Genomic DNA, 17,835 nt, shown 5'->3' with positions numbered 1-17,835 from the left:
CCCGTGGGCGGCCCCTTCTTGTTACGCGCTCTCGGGCGCCTTGAGGCGGACCAGCTTGGTCAGCAGCGCATCGAGGCCCTGGCCGTCGCCGGCATGCAGGTCGATGCGGCCGACCTTCTCGACCAGACGCTCGAGCGACTCCAGCTCCTTGAGCCGCAGCAGCAGAGGGTTCTCCTCCATCAGCTTGGCAGTGTTCAGGAGCGAACGCGTCGCCGCGGTCTCCTCCTGCCGGCGGATCAGGTTGGCCTTCGCGACCCGCTCCGCTTCCACCACCTTGTTGACCAGCTCGCGGATCTCGCCGGGCAGGATCACGTCCTTGACGCCGAGCTCGGTGACCTCGACGCCGGACTCCGCGACACGCCCGCGGACGTAGTCCCGAAGCTCCTCGTCGAGCGCGGTTTTCGCAGACAGCACCTCGTCGAGCGTACGGCCGGCCACCGCCTCGCGGATCGCGAACTGCACCAAACGATACAGCCACGCATCCACGTCGGGCACCGTTGCCACGACCCGCTCGGGATCGACGATCCGGCGGAACGCGGTCAGCGTCACGCGCAGCGCGATGCGATCCTTGGTCAGCATCTCCTGCGCCGTGATCTCGATCGCCTGGGGACGCAGGTCGAGGCGCTTGACCTCGATCTTGCGGCCCGCGATCCAGAACGCGTGCCGGCCGGGCGCGAGCCGCTCGATGAGCTTGCCCTCGACGGTGAGCAGACCGGCCTCGTGGTTCTCGACCACCGCCTCGGTGATGACGCCGGCCCGGTTGGGCTGGATCATCGCAAGATGGCGCGCCGTGACCCTGATGTCATCCGTCACGTCGATGCGCTCGACCTCGACCGACGTCGCGACCTTCCAGTACACGCGCGTCTGCCAGGGCGTCATCAGCTGAACGGGTCGGCCGTCGAGGCTGACGATCGCGATCTCGTTCGCGCGGGTCTCGATCGCCTCGAACAGCTCGTCGGCCAGATCGGGCCGCGCGGCCTTGATCACCGCATAGCGATCCGCAGGGAATTCGCTCCGCACGACGCCGAACAGCTCGGCCTTGAGCCCATGCAAGGGATCGAACAGGCGGTGACGTCCGGGACCGAGCACCTGCGTCAGCCGGCCGTCACGCGTCAGCAACGCGCGCTCGCCATCCTTCACCGTCAACTTGGTCGTCAAGATATGCCAGGTCATTGGCACGCCTCCAGTGTTGCGCTCAGGCCCATGGGCCGGAGAGCGGGTTTCGGTTTTGCAAAGGACGTGAGGACGCGAACGCGGCTTCCTGTCAGCCAAGCGGGCCGTGGCTTGAGCTTGCGCAATGACGGGCGCACGCGCGCGTTCGCGCGACAAAGGTCGCGCGGCCGAGCGGAGCCACCCGGCATCGGCGCAAGCGGTATCCACCGCGGCGCAAAGCCGGTCTCACAGTGTCGATGTTCGGACGAAGAGCCTTGCGGCAAGACGGCCGGACTGCGACTGAAGCGCGCGTCCGGTCCCCTTCAGAGGTATCAGCCTTTCAGGCTGAACGGAGCGCTTGGAGCGGGAATTGAACCCGCGACATGATGATTCGTAGTCACCTGCTCTACCTAACTGAGCTATCCTTTGAGAGAAGGTCGGATTCGAACCGGTACCTTCGGGGTTTCAGCCCCGACGCTCGCCCATGAGCTTCATTCTCGTGATCTTCATTTCGGCGGAACACGACACCGCAGAGCGGCACGCGCCAGTCGGGATCTCAGCGAGCCCGAACCCATGGCCGAAGCGAAGGAGCGGGCTAATAAACGAAGCACGTCCGGGTTGCAAGAGGGCCGCGTGTGATTTTTTCGTGGCGTTGTGCGAAGTGGCGCCCCCTGTGACCTCGTCATTCCGGGGCTCGCGAAGCGAGAGCCCGGAATCCATCAGGCCGCATCGCTTGCGGAGAAATGGATTCCGGGCTCGCGCTTCGCGCGCCCCGGAATGACGGGTGGAGAGACTGCCGCCACCTCACCCGCTGCGCGCGACGTCCTGGAAGCAGCCGCGCAGCCAGTCGATGGTGATGCGGGTCGCCGCGTCGCGCTTGAGATGGCTTTGCACCAGCAGCCAGACGTCGCGCCGCTTCGGCAGCAGCGTGGCGCGCAGCCGGCGATCGGTCAGCAGGTCGACACAACTATGCTCCGGCAGCACGCCGACCGCGTGATGCGACTGGATCAATTTGTGAATGATGCGGACATTGTCGGTGACGCAGCGCGCGCGAAGCCGCTTGGCGCGCAGGAACTGCATCTCCGGTATAGCGCCGAGCTCGTCCGGATAGGCGCATGTCACCGCCTCGCCCGCCGGCGCCGCGACCGGCTGGAAGAAATACAGCCTGACCTCGGCGAGCTTCGAGATCGCAAAATCGCCCTTGTCGGGCTTGCGCAGGCGGATCGCGAGATCGGCTTCCCAGCGCGAGAATTTGACATTGTCGCTCGACGTCAGAAATTGCAGCGTCAGGCCGGGATTGGCGCGCAGCAGAGTGCTGGTGCGCGGCGCCAGCACTTCTTCCGCGATCGCGTTGGTGGAGGCGATGCGCAGGCGGCCGACCGGACCCGGCAGGCTTTCGCCGATCCGGCCGATCTCCTCGGCATGCGCGGCCATCGCCTGGATATGCGCGAGCACGACGTCGCATTGCCGGGTCGGCCTGCGGACGCCGTCGGCCGCCTCGAACAGCCGCAGCCCGAGCGCGCGTTCGATCCGCGCCAGCCGGCGGCCGACTGTGGTCTCGTCGATCCGCAGCCGCGCGCTGGCGCCGGCATAGGTGCCCTCGTCCCTGACGGCCGCGATGATGCGAAGGTCGTCCCAGTTCATGACGTCAGGCTACATCGCACCGGGCGTGCCTGCAATAACGCAGCCACCGGCTGCAATATCCCTGCATAACGGCAGGCCGCTGCACGGCTATATTTCGCAACACGTATCCGCTGGAGACCTCAGGACCATGACCGCAGCCCAAACGCTGATGCAGCTTGCCGGCATCGACCTCACCCCGCCCCGCCTCGGCGACAGCTGCCTGGTGCTGATCGACATCCAGAACGAATATCTCGCAGGTCCCCTGGCCCTGCCGGACGCCAATCCGGCGATCGCGCGCGCCGCCGCGTTGCTCAACCGCGCGCGGGAAAGCGGCGCCAAAATCATCCACATCGCGCACAAGGGAGCGCCGGGCAGCCTGTTCGACCGCAGCGCGGAGCGTGGCGCGATCGTCGCACCATTGGCGCCGCGGCCGGGCGAGATCGTGATCGAGAAGCAATTGCCGAACGCATTCGCCGGCACCGACCTCAACGCGCAGCTTGTTGCGACCGGCCGCAAGGAGCTCGTGCTCGCCGGCTTCATGACCCATATGTGCGTCAGCTCGACCGCCCGCGCCGCGCTCGATCTCGGCTTCCGCACCGCCATCGACGCCGACAGCTGCGCCACCCGCGACCTGCCCGACGGCAAAGGCGGCACGATCGCCGCAAAACTCGTCCACGACGTCGCGCTGGCCGAGCTGTCCGACCGCTTCGCGATCATCGCCCGCGGCAACGCCCTCGCCTGAGAGACATCGCCATGCTCCAGCTCTATTTCTCGCCGATGGCCTGCTCGCTGGCCAGCCGGATCGCACTGATGGAGGCCGGGATCGAGGCGCGCTACCACCTCGTTCAGCTCTGGACCAAGAAGGTGCTGGAGGACGACGGCGACTTCCGCGCGGTCGCACCGAAGGGCGCGGTACCGGTGCTGGTGCTCGAGAACGGCGAACGCCTGACGGAGAGCGCGGCGGTCCTGCAATACATCGCCGACCTCAAGCCCGAGCTCGGCCTGGCACCGCAACCGGGCGATCCGGATCGCTATCGGCTGCAGGAGTGGCTGAGCTTCATCGGCGCCGAGATCCACAAGGGCTTCCTGTTTCCGACCTTCTGGTACAAGGATGACGCCTCGCTTGCCAAGCCGCGCGCCAGGATCGGCCAAACCTTGTCGGTGCCGTCTGAGCATCTCGCCCACCGCGAATTTCTGGTCGGCGACCGCTTCACGGTCGCGGACGCTCACCTCGCCTGGGCGCTGCTGCTGCTCCGCGCCGCCGGTGTCGACGTCGCGCAATGGCCGTCACTGGCTGCCTATCTCTCGCGCATCCAGGCGCGGCCGCAGGTCAAGGCCGCGGTCGGCATCGAGATACAATTGTGGAAGAGCGTTGCGGCGTGACGCCGCGCGTCCGCGCTTTAGCTTATGTTTGAGCATGATCTTATCGGAAAACCGCTTCGCACTTTTCCGGATCATGCTCTACTGAAACGCAACCTCGGCGAAGCTGCGCAGCTTGCGCGAATGCAGGCGTTCGGATTCCTGCTGCTTCAGCCGCTCCAGCGCCTTCAGCCCGATCTGGAGATGCTGGCCGACGCGCTGGCGATAGAATTCGCTCGCCATCCCCGCCAGCTTGATCTCGCCATGCAGCGGCTTGTCGGAGACACAGAGCAGCGTGCCGTAGGGCACGCGGAAGCGGTAGCCATTGGCGGCGATCGTCGCCGATTCCATGTCGAGCGCGATCGAGCGCGATTGCGACATACGCCGGATCACCTGCCGCCCGCTGATCTCCCAGTTGCGGTTGTCGACGCTGGCGACCGTGCCGGTGCGCATCAGCCGCTTGAGCTCGAAGCCGGTGAGCCCGGTCACCTCGCCGACCGCCTCCTCGAGCGCGACCTGCATCTCCGCGAGCGCGGGGATCGGCACCCATAGCGGCAGCTCGTGATCGAGCACGTGATCCTCGCGAACATAGCCGTGGGCCAGCACGTAGTCGCCGAGCCGCTGCGTGTTGCGTAAGCCCGCACAATGCCCGATCATCAGCCAGGCATGCGGCCGCAGCACCGCGACGTGATCGGTGATGTTGCGCGCATTGGACGGACCGATCCCGATATTGATCAGGGTGATGCCGCGATAACCGGGCTCGACGAGATGAAACGCCGGCATCTGTGGTACCCGGTCGGATGCGGTCCCGATGGTGCCGCCGCCGAGCCGCGCGCTGCGCGTGATCACGTTACCCGGCGCGACGAACGCCTCGATGTCCTGCTCCCCCGAGGCAAGACGTTGCAGGCTCGATTGCGCGAAGGCATCGACATAGAACTGGTAGTTGGTGAAGATCACGAAATTCTGGAAATGCTCGGGATCGGTGCCGGTGTAGTGATAGAGCCGGCGCAAGGAGTAATCGACCCGCGCCGCGCGGAACAGCGCCAGCGGCTCCGGCATGCCCGGCGTCAATTCGAGCGTCCCGTCGGCGATCGCATCGTCCATCGCGGCGAGATCCGGGGTATCGAAGAGGTCACGCAGCGACCGGGTGAACGCCGAGCTGTCGGCGATGGTCAGCGCCGCCTCGATATTGATGTCGCGCCGGTAAGCAAAGTGGATCGGTATCGGCTCGCCGGACTCGCCGATCTCGACCGCCACGCCATGGTTCTTGATCAGCAGCCCGATCTGCTCGGTGAGGTAGGTCCGGAAAATATCCGGCCGGGTGATGCTGGTCTCATGGATGCCGGGCCCTGCGACAAAGCCGTAGGCAAGCCGGGAATCAAGCCGTGCATGCGACGAGGTTGTGATGCGGACGAACGGATAATGCGCGCGCACCCGTGTCGTGATCACGGCGCCATTGACATAGGCCTCGAAGCGGCTGCGCAGGAAACCGGTGTTGCGCTCGTAGATCTCTTCGAGACGGGCAACAGCGGCCGCAGCATCGGTGAACGCTTCGGTCGTGATCGGCGGTGGAGTTTCGATGGCGGACGTCGGAGACATGTTCGCTTTGCACCAGATCCGTTGTCGAGTCGGGACTCCCCTGGATCAGTGCAGTATAGCGACAACGGCCTCCAATTCCAGATCGGCGCCGGCCGCGGCGGCGGGAGGCCCGCGCATCGGCCGCCCTGCCTTACTGAATCCGCGCCAGCACCGCGAGACGGCGGATGCCCTTGTTACGATAGGCGTCGAGGAATGCGTAGTAATCCTTGAACGAGACGCAACCGTTGGAATCGCCGTTCGGGCCGAGCATGAAGGTGTGCGCGAGCAGGCCGACACGGTTGAAGATCTTGCCCTCGCCGCCGATCGGATTGAGGCGCAGCGCCGGCACGCCGTGGAACAGCGCCTCGCGCGGCTTCAGCTCGTAAATGTGCGGCGGCGTCACGCCGACCATCTTCAGATGCGAAGACCTGGGATCGTCGAGCCGGGAGCCGAGACCTGAATGTGCCTCGAGCCGGGTGCCGTCGGGCAGATACACGGTCCTGGCCGAGATGTCGTACACCGCGGTCTGGCGGTCATAGGGCGGCGAGCCGCCGAGCATCGGGTTCTGGTCCAGCGTCGAGGGGATGCTGCCGGTGACGTTGGCGTCGGCGGACGCGAAGGAGAGCAGTCCGCCGCTCGACTCACGCTTGCCCCACAGCTTCTCGACCATGGTCTGCCGCTCGCTCGAGGCGATCGACATCACCGCGGCCTTGGCACGCGCCGCCATGTCACGAACGCCGCCGGATTTCGCGGCCTGCTTGGCCTCGGCCGGCTTCGCATCGGCGCTCTTTTCGGCCCCCTTGGGCTGAACGTTGGCGGTGGGATCGTTGAGTGCCACCTGCAGATTGGCGGCGGCTTGCTTCTTGGCGGACTCGACCGACTTCGGCGCCGGCAGCGGCTTCGATGTCTCGGCGAGTTCTGCTGTGGCCACCGCCCTCGCCGCTGCAACGATCTTGGGCGCGGCGGCCTGCTTGATCGGGTCGATCTGCGGTGCGGCATCGGCCACGACGCTGGACGCGACGCCCTCGGGCGAGGCGGCTGCAAACCGATCGTTAAACATAAGCGAAGGTGCCGCGGCGTCCGACTTCGCAACCTCGGTCTTTGCCGGAGCCACCGGTGCCGGCGTCACCGACGCGAACACCTCGTTGAAGGCAGGTGCCGGGCGGGTCGCGACCGCAACGGGCCGCTTCACCACCGGCGCATCGAACGACGCATTGCCGACCGACGGATAGACGCTCGCCGCGAAGATGTTGGCGTAGACGGTCCAGGCGCAGCCAAGCACCAGCGCCGCGACGGGCGCGCTGCCAAAGAAGTGCTGCGGAAGGATTTTTCGGGAGGATTTCTTGCGGCTCGGCGCCCCAAGAACATACGCACTCGCACTCGTACCCATACGCCCGGCGCTCAAAACAGGTCCACCTTTGTCCCCACACTGGATCTGCCGAACGACGTTTCGGCACACCGTCGCGCAGGGGGCACAGACGGCCATTAAGGCGACTTTTAGTTAAATGCGACTTAACCGGATGCGATCCCCTGCAACGCGGGAAGTGCCTGTGGCGTAGGGCTTTTTTAAGATGACATTGGACCGCCAAAACGGCTTTTTTGTCCCACGATGGGACATTCAGGCACGCCGCTCCGCCGTCGCATGCCGAGATAAATCCGAGGGAGAATTTCCTTGCCGATCGCCCCGTAATCGCGCGGGGGTTTTGCAAGAAACGCCTCCTGATTGTCGCCACTCGAACGATTCGATGCGCAACGCGCTGCGCGCGACTACTGCAGTTCCGGCGGCGGCGAACGGTCAAACACCTCGCCCTTGGCACCTTCAAGCAGATCAAGCACGTAGGTCTCGACAACCAACGGCCCGCGCATCCGCTTGGCCTCGCCCACCGTCGCGACATGGGCGAAATTGTCGCGCACCGAGGCCGGCATCGCCTGATCGACCTCATGCACATACAATAGCTTGCCCGACAGCTGCGCCGGGCTCGGCTCCGGCATGTTGACCCAGCGAATGCGCTGACCCTGCTGGGCGACGCAGCTGCCCTTGGGGAGATAGAACGCCAGCCAGCCGGTGGTGCCGTAGTCCGGCGCCAGCACGCACGTGGCGCCGGTCCGTACGCGCGCCGCCTCGATCTCGCTCGCGAGTTGTTGCCAGCCGACACCGACGCTGCGCACGGTGGCATCGCGGCGGTAACCCGAGAGCAAACCGGTGTTGGCCTGCACGATCAGCAGCGCGAATAGCACGACGCCCGTCGGCGCGGCCCAGCGCCGGCAGAAATCGATCGTGCGTTGCTCGCGGGGCGCCCATTGCACCTGGATCGCGGCGACCGCGGCCGCCAACGCAAAGGCTGGATAGACCGGCGCAAACCAATTCGCCTCGACCCGCGCATGCAGGGCATGCCAGGTGAAGTAGACCACGATGGTCCAGAACATCGTGTTGACTAGCACGCGCGCAGGCATCGCGCCGGCGCGGCGCCGTGAGAGCGCATAAAGCCCCATCACGCCGAGGATGAAGACCAAAGGCGTCGCGAACGCAAACTGCGTCGGGATCAGCTCGGCGATGTAGGTCGGCCGGAAATCCTCGATCCGGGCGCGGCCCATCTGCTTGATGAACGACACCCACTGATGATCGGCATTCCAGAGGATGACCGGCGCGAACAGGCCGGCCGCGACCAGGCCGCCGAGATAGAGCCACGGCGAGAGAAACCAGCGCCGCAGCTTCGGCACCATGGCAAGCCAGATCAGGATCGCCGGGCCGAAGAACAATGCGGTGTATTTCGACAGCAGCGCCGCGCCGGCACTGGCGCCGACCGCAAGCCACCAGGCGCCGCGACCGCTCTCCAGCACCTTGGCGAGCGCATACAGCAGGAAGCTCGCCGCAACCAGCAGCGGCGCATCCGGCGTCACGATCAGCGTGCCGACCGCGGCCATCAGCGTGGCATTGAGCAGGATGGTCGCACTCGCGGCGACGCGCTGGCCGCCGAACAGAATCTCGGCAGCCCGGTAGATCGCCCAGCTCATCGGCAGCGCGAGCAGGATCGACACCAGCCTGACGCCGAACGGCGTGTCGCCCGCGATCATGGTGCCAAGCCGGATCACCACCGCGACCATCGGCGGATGGTCGTAATAGCCGCCCGCCAGCGACTTCGACCACATCCAGTAATAGGCTTCGTCGAAGGTCAGCGGCGTCCATGCGGCGGCGGCCAGCCGCAACACGACCAGCGCACACACCGCAAGCGCGGTATTCCCCGCCAGCCGCGCCTCGCTCGCGTTCATGCCGTCATCGCTTGCGCCAGACGAACAGCCCGGACATCGCGTAGTTCCAGACCACGCCCATCAGCGCGCCGGCCGCGCCCGCAAGCCACCAGATCGGCTCCTGGTCGTAGACCGAGAACGCGACGCCGACATTGGCAAGCAGGCCGACGCTGCACACCAGGTAGAACAGCAAGAGGCCGCGCAGGATGCCGAAACCCTTCAGCCGCTGGTCGCGGTAGGTCAGGAAATTGTTGAGGATGAAGTTGCTGGTCATGGCGACGATCGCGCCGGCGGCCTGGGCCTCCGGGAACGGCGCCTTGAACAATTCCAGCGCGATGAACAGCACCGTCAGATGCACCAGCAGGCCGAGCCCGCCGACCGCCGCGAACAGGATGAAGCGCAGCGAGATCAGGTCGTTGGTCAGCTTGGCCAGCACCAGGCCGAGGAAGTCGAGCGCGACCATCGAGTCGAGCTTGCTCTCGCCATGCTGGCGGGCACCGAACGTGTAGGGAATTTCGACCGCGCGCAGCTTGCCCTGCGCGGTCGCCACCACGTCGAGCAGGATCTTGAAGCCCTGGGTCGAGAGCTGCGGCGCGAGTTGCTCGAAGCGGTCGCGGCGGATCATGAAGAAGCCGCTCATCGGATCGGCGATCTCGACCTGCAGCGCGCGGCGCGCGATCTCGGTCGCGAACGCGCTGGCGCCGGCGCGCTGCTTGTTGAAGCCGTCGGCCTTGTAGCCCTCAATGTAGCGGCTGCCGACCACGAGCTCGGCTTCGCCGCTCTGCAGCAACGCCACCATCTTCGGCAGCTGGGTCTCGTCATGTTGCAGATCGGCGTCCATGACCGCCGCATAGGGCGCGCTCGAGGCCAGGATGCCCTCGATGCAGGCGCCGGACAGGCCACGCCGGCCGACCCGGCGGATGCAGCGAACGCGGGAATCCTTGCGCGCCAGCGCCCGCACCACGTCCCAGGTTCCGTCGGGCGAATTGTCGTCGACGAAGATGACCTCCCAGGGCACGTCCTTCAGGATCGCGTCAAGCCGGCGGTACAACACCGTGACATTGTCGCGTTCGTTGAAGGTCGGAACGACCACCGAAAGCTGCGGCAGACTTGCTGCCTGCGAGGAGGTTTCGGGGCCCGGCTTGATGGCTTGATTCATGAGCGCCAGCGTATAGCCGCAGCCTCTCCTGCTGCCAAGGCAGAGCGGCCAAACGCGGTCCTGGAAGGCGGGAAAACGGGGCAAAATACCCCCGAAAATGCCAACGACCACGAACAAGGGGCGCGCGTACATCCGGCGCAGCCGACATTGTCGTGGTCGTCCCAGCGCCGGAGCCCTCAAAGCTGCAACGTCGCCGTTATGAGCCAGATAGGAAGCCCCCATGCGGTTTGCAAGGGGGCGGTGGCGTTAGTTGTTCGGGACTTCCCGGATCACCGGGCCGCGTGGCGCCGGGGCCGCCGGCGCGGCCTCGGCGGCGGGAGCCACCTGCGGCTGCGCCGCGGCGGGTGGGGTCGGGTTGCGGAGCTGGCTCGGCGACGGCCCATAGATGAACGCCGCCGCCAGCGCGATCGCCGCGACCACTGCACCCAGGAAGCCTGCCGTCGATTGTGAGCGCATGCCGATCATCCCCTCGCCTGCGCGGATTGATATCAAAAATCGGCCGGCCGCAACAGGATTCGGGAACCTATTTCGCCGCGGCCTTGCGCCGGGTGAAGGCGGTGACGATGTCCTTCTGCGCCAGCTCGATCGCGCGGTTGGCGGTGGTCAGGTTGGCGTCGGCATCCTGTTTCGGAAATTGCAGCGACAGGAAGTCGATCAGCGACACCCGAAAATTCTGCCGCTCCGAGGGACAGACATTGGCGATCAGCGAAGTGAACTCCTGATCGGACATCGCCTTGTTGCTGTCGCGGGGATATTCGCGCGCGAGGCAATTCCAGTAGGCGTCGCGGCCGGTGATCGCGAGCTTGTGCGCGTCGTCGACCTCATCGGCCATTGCAGCCGACAATATGGCAGCCGAGCACGTCATCAAGAGGGCGGCCGCAACCAGCATGCGCATTGTTGTTCTCCCGTTTTTCGGCATCCTAGCCAACACCGGCGATCACGATAAGCACCGCCGCGCACATCTGGCAAACTGGCCAATCACGATTATTTTGACTACTCTCTGTCTCTCCCCCCCCTCACGATGAGTGCAGTCGTGGCCAAAGCTCCCACCAAGTCGACCAAGACAGACGCCAAGACTACAGAAACCAAGACTACAGACACCAAGACGACCAAGACGGATGCAGGCAACATCTATATCGGCATCGGCGGCTGGACCTTCGAGCCGTGGCGCGGGGTGTTCTATCCGGAGAAGCTCGCGCAGGCGAAAGAGCTGTCCTACGCCGCGTCGAAGCTGACCTCGATCGAGATCAACGGCACCTATTACGGCTCGCAGAAGCCGGAGAGCTTTCGCAAATGGGCCAGCGAAGTGCCCGACGGCTTCATCTTCTCGCTGAAGGGGCCACGCTTCGCCACCAACCGCCGCGTGCTCGCCGAGGCCGGCGATTCGGTGAAGCGGTTCTATGACTCGGGCGTGCTGGAATTGAGGGACCGGCTCGGCCCGGTGCTCTGGCAGTTCGCGCCGACCAAGAAGTTCGATGGCGCCGATTTCGGCAAGTTCCTCGAGCTCTTGCCGCGCAAGGTCGACGGCCGCGCGCTGCGCCATGTGGTCGAGGTGCGCCACGACAGCTTCAAGGTGCCCGAATTCATCGCCCTCATTCGCGAGCACGAGGTGCCGGTGGTGTTTGCCGAGCACGGCAAATATCCGGCGATTGCTGACGTCGCGAGTGACTTTGTTTATGCCCGGCTGCAGAAGGGCAACGACGAATTGAAGACCTGCTATCCGCCGAAGCAGCTCGACGCCTGGGCCAAGCGGTTTCAGGACTGGGCCGGCGGCGGCGAGCCGGTCGATTTGCCGAAGGTCGACAAATCGACACCGAAAAAGACGCCGCGCGACGTGTTCGCCTACGTGATCCACGAGGGTAAGGTGCGCGCGCCCGCCGGCGCGATGGAACTGATCGAACGGGTGAAGTGAAGGCTTGGCGATGGCGAAGGCGAAGAAGCTGTTCACCATCGGCTACGAGCAGACGCCGTCCAAGGCGGTGCTCGACGAACTCCAGCAGGCCGGCGTCAAGCTCTTGGTCGACGTCCGCGCCGTCGCCTCCTCGCGCCGTCCAGGCTTCTCCAAGACCCAGCTCGCCGCAGGCCTCGACGAGCGCGGCATCGGCTACGTCCATCTGCGCGGCCTCGGCACGCCGAAGAGCGGCCGAGAGGCGGCGCGCAGCGGACACTATGCGCTGCTGCATAAGATCTATTCGGCGCACCTCAAGACAGTGCAGGCCAAGGAAGAGCTGGACGAGCTATCGGCGCTGGTGAAGAAATCCGGCCCCGTCTGCATCCTCTGCTACGAGCGCGACCACGAACATTGCCACCGCCGCTGGATCGCCGAGATCATCGAGGAGCGCGACGGCGTCAAGATCGAGAACCTCGCCGCGCCGCAGATGGTCTAGCCTCTCTCGCCCGCGACGTTTATCGTCCCCTCCATCATCTTCACGCAGCCGCCGCCGACATGCACCGAGGCGATCGCGCCGCCTTGCTTGCGTACCCGCGTCAACAACAGGCTCGGCCGGCCCATGTCGACGCCCTGCCCGATCCGCAGCCGCAACTCGCCGTCGCGCGTGGAATCGATGTCGGCGAGCAGCGCCGCGCAAGCTGCGGTCGCGCTGCCGGTGGCAGGGTCTTCGGATAGGCCGCTGGCGCCCGGATGGAACATGCGTGCCTGCAAGTCGAGCGGCTGCTCACTCGCCGGAATGTCACGGGTGTAGAAATAGACGACGTCGCGGCCGATCTCGGCCAGCACCCTGGCGAACGCCGCGGCATCGGGCCGCGCGCGCTTGACCGCCTCGCGCGAGGCGATCTCCACCACCAGGAACGGCAGGCCGACCGAGACCACCTGCGGCACATGCCGATCGGTTGTCACGTCATCCGCCGACAGCGACAGGCACGCGGCGGCTGCGGCGGCGCTCACTTCGGTGGTTCGCTGCAGCGGCTGCGGCGCCGTCAACTCGGCACCGACAACCCTGCCGCCATCCGACAGGATTTTGACCGGCACGAGGCCCGCCTTCTCCTCGAACCTCAGCTGCGCCGGCAGCTTCGCCGCCTGGCTCGCCAGCACGAAGGCGGTGCCGACGTTGGGATGGCCGGCAAACGGAATTTCCGAGCGTACCGTGAAGATGCGCACCTGAGCGTCGTTGGCCTGGTCCTGCGGCGGCAGCACGAAGGTCGTCTCGGAATAGTTGAATTCGGTCGCGATCGCCTGCATCTGCGCGGTCGAGAGGCCTTCGGCGTCGAGCACCACGGCGAGCGGATTGCCGCCGAAGGCGCGGTCGGTGAAAACGTCGACAGTGATATAGCGCCGCTGCATCTTGCGTGTCCTTGTGCTCCGGTCATCTGCGACCGATGGCGTCATCGTAGCACGGCTGCAACGACGCCCATCAGAGCACTCGGTACAATCGTTCGCGAGCTAGAAGCGAAACAGTGCCCGCGGCGACGCAAGCACGCCGGCGCGCTCATCGGCATCGGTGACGAGCTCGTCGAGGAATTTGCGGTTTTTCGCGTAGCTCTGCGTCGTCTCGAATTGGGTGTGCGGCCAATCGCTGCCCCACAACAACCGATCGACACCATAGGCTTTGCGCAGCAGCGGATAGGCCTGCTTCGCGAACGCCTCGCCGGCCGCGCCGTTGCGGTACGGCGCCGAGATCTTGACCCAGATATTGCGCGTCGCGCCGAGCTTGAGCACCGACTGGAATCCGGGATCGTCGATGCCGAGCTTCGGATCGGGCAAGCCGAAGTGATCGAACACGACCTTGACACCCTGATCGAGCAGCTTTGGTGCAAGCGCCGCAAGATCACTGGCGTTGCGCTGGATCTCGACCTGCCAGTCGAGCGTCCTGATCTCGCCCAGCAGCGCCGTCCATTCCGGCGATGTCAGATCGGGCAGCGTCTGGCCGACCAGATTGAGACGGATGCCGGCGACGCCGGCACGGTCGAGCTCACGAAGCTCTTCCGCCGGAACCGTGGGATCGACCACGGCAATGCCGCGCAGCCGGCCATTGGTCGCCTTGAGACACTCGACCAGATAGGAATTGTCGGCACCGAGAAAGCTCGGCTGCACCAGGACGCCGTTGGTGATGCCGTTCTGGTCGATCTGCTGCAGATAGAGCGCGAGCGGCGCGTCGTAGTCGGGCGCATAGCGTCGGCCCGGCGCGAGCTTCAGCCCGCGATGGAAAACGTGGGCGTGGGTATCGATCGCCAATTTCGGCATCTCAGCCTTCACCCTGCTCGCCAATCCGCCCGCCGACAGCGCGGCAACCACTCCCGCGGCAAACCGGCGCCGCGTCAACCCGTGTTGGTCCGATGTCATGATCATTCCTCATCATCACGCGCGTGTGGCGGCGGCCTGCTCGAAAACCTTGCCGCGGGTTTCCGGCAGCATCAGCACGGCGATCAGCACCAGCGAATAGGCGAACGCCGCGTCGATCCCGATCGCGGCACCAAGGCCGATGTGATCGCTGAGATAGCCGACCAGGAACGGAAACGCCGCGGAGACGATGCGGCCGAAATTGTAGCAGAAGCCGACGCCGGTGCCGCGCACGCCCGCGGGATAGAGTTCGCTGAACAGCGCCGCCATGCTGGCGGGAATGCCGGCCGAGAAGAACCCGAGCGGGAAGCCGAGCACCAGCATCTGCGAGTTGGAGAGCGGCGCGAAGATGTAGACCAGCACCGTCACGACGCAGGCGGCTGCGAACAGCGTCACATTGGCGCGCCGTCCGATCCGATCGCTAATGATCCCGGAGACCACGCAGCCGCAGAAGAACGCGACGATGATGACGGCAAGATAGGCGCTGGAGCCGAGCACCGAGAGATGCCGCACTTCGCGCAAATACGTCGGCAGGAATGTCGTCAGCGCCGCATAGCCGCCATGGGCGCCGATGCCGAACAGGCCGCCGATCAGCGTCGAGCGCAGCACGTCGCGGTGGAAGATTCCGGCAACCGTCGCGAAGAATGGCGGCTCGGCCGCGCGCGGCGCGGTGCGCGGCGGCTCCTTCAATCCGCGGCGAATGTAGAGAATCAGCAACGCCGGGATCAGGCCGACCGCGAACAGGACGCGCCAGGCAATGTCGGCCGGCGCAGTGGTGAAGACCAGGGCCGAGAGCAGCACGGCCGCGCCCCAGCCGACCGCCCAGGCGCTCTGCACGGCGCCGAGCGCCTTGCCGCGATGCTCGGCGCGGATGATCTCGGCCATCAGCACCGCGCCGCAGGCCCATTCGGCGCCGAAGCCGACGCCTTGAATGGCCTTCAGCACCACGAGCTGGATGTAGTTCATCGCGAAGGCGGAGGCGAAGGTCGCGAGCGCGAAGGTCGCGACCGTGATCTGCAGCGCCTTCACCCGCCCGAAGCGATCACCGAGCGCGCCGCCGAGCCAACCGCCGAACGCGCCGAAGAACAGCGTGACCGAGCCGAGCAGCCCGGCGTCGGCCTTGCTGATGGCGAATGCGGTGATCAGCGCCGGGATCGCGAGGCCGAACATCTGGACGTCGAGTGCGTCGAGGCCCCAGCCGCCAAAGCTTGCCCAGAAAGTACGCCGCTCGAGCGGCGAGCATTCGCTGTACCAGTTTGCCATCATTCCTCCCTGAAATGTCTTGTGTTGTTTTAATTGATCGCCGCCGTCATCTGATCTCGGCGTGGTAGCGGAAGCGATCCGCCGGCCCGCGTGAGCGGCGCCATTCGATCGGCCGCCGCTCCAGGTCGAACGCAAGACGCTCGATCACGATCAGCGGCGCATTGGCCTCGAGCCGCAGCAGGCGCGATTGCATCTCGGTCGCGATCTCGACCGTGAGGATTTCATCGGCCGAGACCACGACCTGGCCGCAGCGATCCTCGTAGAGCGGATAGAGCAAGTCGCCGAACTCGGCGGTCGCGAGCGCCAGGATCGCCTCGAAGCGCGATCGTTGCAGCCAGATTTCTTCCGCGAGCAGCGGCACGTCGTCGATCAGCCGCAGGCGCGACAGGCTGATGACGGGTTCGCCGACGGCAATGCGTAGCGCCGATGCGACAGCCGAGGTCGCCGGCACCGCCTTGCGGCGCAGGATGCGGCTCTGCGGCACGCGGCGCTCGCCGCTCTCGGACTGGAAGCGGAAGAAGCGGAACAGCGAGGAGTTGAAGCGCGCACGGCGCACGAAGGTGCCGCGGCCCTGTTGGCGCTCCAGCACACCGTCGCTGACGAGCTGATCGATCGCCTTGCGCACGGTGCCGATGGCGACGCCGTAATGCGCGCCGAGCTCGGCTTCGGAGGGGATCAGGTCTCCGGGCCGCCATTCATTGCGATTGATGCGTGCCGCGAGATCGTCGCGAAGACGCTGGTAGCGCGGCAGGCGGTCGTCGAGGGCTGAGTTCATCTAGTCATCTATATGACTCTATGATGCCCCGTCAATCGCTACTTTATTACCTCAAGTGAAAGGACGTTTTACCCCAATTGCCAGACCGGCACCGGGTGCTCGTAACCCCGCACCGGGATCTCGCCGCGCGAGACGGCGTCGGTGCAGTCGTCGCCGAGTGCCTCGCGCACCGCGGACGAGATCAGGAATTGCGAGCCGAGCTCCTTGTTGAGCGCCTCGAGCCGCGCGGCGAAGTTCACGGTGTCGCCGATCACGGTGTATTCCTTGCGCCGCGGCGAGCCGATATTGCCGGCGACGACCTCGCCGATATGGATGCCGATGCCGATGCGCAGCGGCCAGCTCGACGCCGCGTTGGTGCGCTCATTGGCGGCCAGCATCTCGCGCGCGGCGGCGACCGCCTGATGCGCGGCGTCACCGGTCTCGAACGGCGCGCCGAACAACGCGAGAAAGCCATCGCCGAGAAACTTGTTCACGATGCCGCCATGGCGATCGAGGATATCGACCAGCACGGCAAAGGCACCGTCGAGCCGATCCACCACCTCCTGCGGCGAGCGGGTGCGCGCGCCCGCGGTGAAGCTGCGGAAATCGACGAACATCACGGCAACGCGGCGGATGTCGCTCGCGGTCGAAGCGCCCTCCGTCATCAGCCGCTCGACCACCTGCGGCGAGACGTGCTGACCGAACAGGTTGGTGATGCGGTCGCGCGCCGTGCCGGCGGCAATGCTGGCCTCGAACTGGCGGCGCAGCTGCATGCCGACCGCGCCGGCGAGGAGACCGCAGATCAGGATGATCGTGCTGCGCGCGGCGTGATAGTAGATGCTGGTTTCGGCCTCGCCGCCGCCGGCCGTGTGGAAGAACACCGCCATGTAGAACAGCTCGGTCGCCGCGACGAAGCCGGTGAAGGTCGAGAGCCAGAAGTCGAGCCGCAGCGTCGACAGGATGATGAAGACGAAATAGACCAGCGGCGCCACGAAGCCGAGCGCCTCCTGCGGGCCCATGCTGTTCATGTGCAGAGCCAGCACGACGGTCGGCAGCGACGTCTCCACCAGCACACCGATGTAGCGCCGGATCACCGGCAGATCGCGTCCCTTGCGCATATGCCATCGGATCGCGCCATGCACCCAGAGCTCGAATACAATCAGCGGCACGATGACGTAGAAGACGTAGACCGGGCTGAGGTTGCCGTGCCAGACGCGGCTGACCGCCTCGGGCGCGAAGAAATACACCAGCAGACTGATCGCCCCGAGCGCGGCAGCGGTGCCGATCAGCACCTTGATGCGGAGCAGCTCGGTGGTCATCACCTCGCGCATCAGGGCATGACGGAAATCGGCGGATACGGTCGTGTCGACCGCTGCGCTTTCTTTGTCTGGAAATTCCTTC

17 protein-coding genes and 1 tRNA gene are annotated in these 17,835 nt (G+C 65.7%); 4 read left to right on the top strand and 14 right to left on the bottom strand.

The window, feature by feature from the left end; all coding sequences use genetic code 11:
• Positions 1 to 21: 21 nt before the first annotated feature.
• The 3 genes from ACVW17_RS22725 to ACVW17_RS22715 form a co-directional block, all read right to left on the bottom strand.
• Positions 22 to 1,173, bottom strand: a complete 1,152-nt coding sequence (locus tag ACVW17_RS22725; protein WP_456797895.1) for an SPFH domain-containing protein — start codon at positions 1,171 to 1,173, stop codon at positions 22 to 24.
• Positions 1,174 to 1,510: 337 nt separating this feature from the next.
• Positions 1,511 to 1,577: transfer RNA gene (locus ACVW17_RS22720), tRNA-Arg, on the bottom strand.
• A 379-nt stretch (positions 1,578 to 1,956) separates the two neighbouring features.
• On the bottom strand, positions 1,957 to 2,796 hold the full coding sequence (locus ACVW17_RS22715) for a LysR family transcriptional regulator (protein ID WP_456797894.1): 840 nt from the start codon (positions 2,794 to 2,796) through the stop codon (positions 1,957 to 1,959).
• A gap of 127 nt (positions 2,797 to 2,923) precedes the next feature.
• Here ACVW17_RS22715 and ACVW17_RS22710 point away from each other — a divergent pair, with 127 nt between their 5' ends.
• Together ACVW17_RS22710 and ACVW17_RS22705 are read left to right on the top strand one after the other, a co-directional pair.
• Positions 2,924 to 3,517, top strand: coding sequence for a cysteine hydrolase family protein (locus ACVW17_RS22710; protein ID WP_456797893.1), 594 nt, complete (start codon positions 2,924 to 2,926; stop codon positions 3,515 to 3,517).
• An 11-nt stretch (positions 3,518 to 3,528) separates the two neighbouring features.
• A complete protein-coding gene (locus tag ACVW17_RS22705; RefSeq protein ID WP_456797892.1) occupies positions 3,529 to 4,158 on the top strand; it encodes a glutathione binding-like protein in 630 nt (209 codons plus the stop codon).
• 78 nt (positions 4,159 to 4,236) lie between these two features.
• On the opposite strand, the gene ACVW17_RS22700 is transcribed toward ACVW17_RS22705, so the two are convergent.
• From ACVW17_RS22700 to ACVW17_RS22675, 6 genes are all read right to left on the bottom strand, one after another.
• A complete protein-coding gene (locus ACVW17_RS22700) occupies positions 4,237 to 5,733 on the bottom strand; it encodes an AMP nucleosidase (RefSeq protein ID WP_456797891.1) in 1,497 nt (498 codons plus the stop codon).
• 130 nt (positions 5,734 to 5,863) lie between these two features.
• The gene (locus ACVW17_RS22695; RefSeq protein ID WP_456797890.1) at positions 5,864 to 7,102 is read right to left on the bottom strand and encodes a tlde1 domain-containing protein; all 1,239 of its coding nucleotides are present in this window, start codon (positions 7,100 to 7,102) and stop codon (positions 5,864 to 5,866) included.
• A gap of 377 nt (positions 7,103 to 7,479) precedes the next feature.
• Complete coding sequence (locus ACVW17_RS22690; protein WP_456797889.1) at positions 7,480 to 8,982, bottom strand: glycosyltransferase family 39 protein; 1,503 nt, start codon at positions 8,980 to 8,982, stop codon at positions 7,480 to 7,482.
• A gap of 4 nt (positions 8,983 to 8,986) precedes the next feature.
• Positions 8,987 to 10,120: a glycosyltransferase gene (locus ACVW17_RS22685; protein ID WP_456797888.1), complete on the bottom strand. Its 1,134-nt coding sequence runs from the start codon at positions 10,118 to 10,120 to the stop codon at positions 8,987 to 8,989.
• Positions 10,121 to 10,366: 246 nt separating this feature from the next.
• Positions 10,367 to 10,576: a hypothetical protein gene (locus ACVW17_RS22680; RefSeq protein ID WP_456753982.1), complete on the bottom strand. Its 210-nt coding sequence runs from the start codon at positions 10,574 to 10,576 to the stop codon at positions 10,367 to 10,369.
• Between the two features lie 67 nt (positions 10,577 to 10,643).
• Positions 10,644 to 11,015, bottom strand: coding sequence for a hypothetical protein (locus tag ACVW17_RS22675; protein ID WP_456753981.1), 372 nt, complete (start codon positions 11,013 to 11,015; stop codon positions 10,644 to 10,646).
• Positions 11,016 to 11,141: 126 nt separating this feature from the next.
• Here ACVW17_RS22675 and ACVW17_RS22670 point away from each other — a divergent pair, with 126 nt between their 5' ends.
• Both ACVW17_RS22670 and ACVW17_RS22665 read left to right on the top strand, forming a co-directional pair.
• A complete protein-coding gene (locus ACVW17_RS22670; RefSeq protein WP_456797887.1) occupies positions 11,142 to 12,032 on the top strand; it encodes a DUF72 domain-containing protein in 891 nt (296 codons plus the stop codon).
• 10 nt (positions 12,033 to 12,042) lie between these two features.
• On the top strand, positions 12,043 to 12,507 hold the full coding sequence (locus tag ACVW17_RS22665; RefSeq protein WP_456753979.1) for a DUF488 domain-containing protein: 465 nt from the start codon (positions 12,043 to 12,045) through the stop codon (positions 12,505 to 12,507).
• Here ACVW17_RS22665 and ACVW17_RS22660 read toward each other — a convergent pair.
• The 5 genes from ACVW17_RS22660 to ACVW17_RS22640 form a co-directional block, all read right to left on the bottom strand.
• Positions 12,504 to 13,421, bottom strand: coding sequence for a PhzF family phenazine biosynthesis protein (locus tag ACVW17_RS22660; RefSeq protein WP_456797886.1), 918 nt, complete (start codon positions 13,419 to 13,421; stop codon positions 12,504 to 12,506). The two genes, ACVW17_RS22665 and ACVW17_RS22660, sit on opposite strands and share 4 nt — an antisense overlap.
• Before the next feature lie 99 nt (positions 13,422 to 13,520).
• Complete coding sequence (locus ACVW17_RS22655; protein WP_456797885.1) at positions 13,521 to 14,420, bottom strand: amidohydrolase family protein; 900 nt, start codon at positions 14,418 to 14,420, stop codon at positions 13,521 to 13,523.
• A gap of 15 nt (positions 14,421 to 14,435) precedes the next feature.
• Positions 14,436 to 15,680 carry an MFS transporter gene (locus ACVW17_RS22650; RefSeq protein WP_456797884.1) on the bottom strand — a complete coding sequence of 415 codons (1,245 nt, stop codon included), beginning with the start codon at positions 15,678 to 15,680 and terminating at the stop codon, positions 14,436 to 14,438.
• 46 nt (positions 15,681 to 15,726) lie between these two features.
• Positions 15,727 to 16,455 (bottom strand): GntR family transcriptional regulator, encoded by a 729-nt coding sequence (locus ACVW17_RS22645; protein WP_456797883.1) that lies wholly within the window; start codon positions 16,453 to 16,455, stop codon positions 15,727 to 15,729.
• 68 nt (positions 16,456 to 16,523) lie between these two features.
• Positions 16,524 to 17,765, bottom strand: a complete 1,242-nt coding sequence (locus ACVW17_RS22640) for an adenylate/guanylate cyclase domain-containing protein (protein WP_456756504.1) — start codon at positions 17,763 to 17,765, stop codon at positions 16,524 to 16,526.
• Positions 17,766 to 17,835 lie beyond the last annotated feature (70 nt).

The sequence above is a fragment of the Bradyrhizobium sp. USDA 4473 genome, assembly GCF_054063335.1.
This window is presented reverse-complemented; position numbering and strand designations above follow the sequence as displayed.

Bases quoted from the DNA above. Each gene is read 5' to 3' on its own strand.
- ACVW17_RS22715 (WP_456797894.1), bottom strand. From the start codon at position 2,796: ATGAACTGGGACGACCTTCGCATCATCGCGGCCGTCAGGGACGAGGGC.
- ACVW17_RS22675 (WP_456753981.1), bottom strand. From the start codon at position 11,015: ATGCGCATGCTGGTTGCGGCCGCCCTCTTGATGACGTGCTCGGCTGCC.
- ACVW17_RS22710 (WP_456797893.1), top strand. From the start codon at position 2,924: ATGACCGCAGCCCAAACGCTGATGCAGCTTGCCGGCATCGACCTCACC.
- ACVW17_RS22640 (WP_456756504.1), bottom strand. From the start codon at position 17,765: ATGCGCGAGGTGATGACCACCGAGCTGCTCCGCATCAAGGTGCTGATC.
- ACVW17_RS22660 (WP_456797886.1), bottom strand. From the start codon at position 13,421: ATGCAGCGGCGCTATATCACTGTCGACGTTTTCACCGACCGCGCCTTC.
- ACVW17_RS22690 (WP_456797889.1), bottom strand. From the start codon at position 8,982: ATGAACGCGAGCGAGGCGCGGCTGGCGGGGAATACCGCGCTTGCGGTG.
- ACVW17_RS22650 (WP_456797884.1), bottom strand. From the start codon at position 15,680: ATGGCAAACTGGTACAGCGAATGCTCGCCGCTCGAGCGGCGTACTTTC.
- ACVW17_RS22655 (WP_456797885.1), bottom strand. From the start codon at position 14,420: ATGACATCGGACCAACACGGGTTGACGCGGCGCCGGTTTGCCGCGGGA.
- ACVW17_RS22725 (WP_456797895.1), bottom strand. From the start codon at position 1,173: ATGACCTGGCATATCTTGACGACCAAGTTGACGGTGAAGGATGGCGAG.
- ACVW17_RS22705 (WP_456797892.1), top strand. From the start codon at position 3,529: ATGCTCCAGCTCTATTTCTCGCCGATGGCCTGCTCGCTGGCCAGCCGG.
- ACVW17_RS22700 (WP_456797891.1), bottom strand. From the start codon at position 5,733: ATGTCTCCGACGTCCGCCATCGAAACTCCACCGCCGATCACGACCGAA.
- ACVW17_RS22670 (WP_456797887.1), top strand. From the start codon at position 11,142: ATGAGTGCAGTCGTGGCCAAAGCTCCCACCAAGTCGACCAAGACAGAC.
- ACVW17_RS22680 (WP_456753982.1), bottom strand. From the start codon at position 10,576: ATGCGCTCACAATCGACGGCAGGCTTCCTGGGTGCAGTGGTCGCGGCG.
- ACVW17_RS22645 (WP_456797883.1), bottom strand. From the start codon at position 16,455: ATGAACTCAGCCCTCGACGACCGCCTGCCGCGCTACCAGCGTCTTCGC.
- ACVW17_RS22685 (WP_456797888.1), bottom strand. From the start codon at position 10,120: ATGAATCAAGCCATCAAGCCGGGCCCCGAAACCTCCTCGCAGGCAGCA.
- ACVW17_RS22695 (WP_456797890.1), bottom strand. From the start codon at position 7,102: ATGGGTACGAGTGCGAGTGCGTATGTTCTTGGGGCGCCGAGCCGCAAG.
- ACVW17_RS22665 (WP_456753979.1), top strand. From the start codon at position 12,043: ATGGCGAAGGCGAAGAAGCTGTTCACCATCGGCTACGAGCAGACGCCG.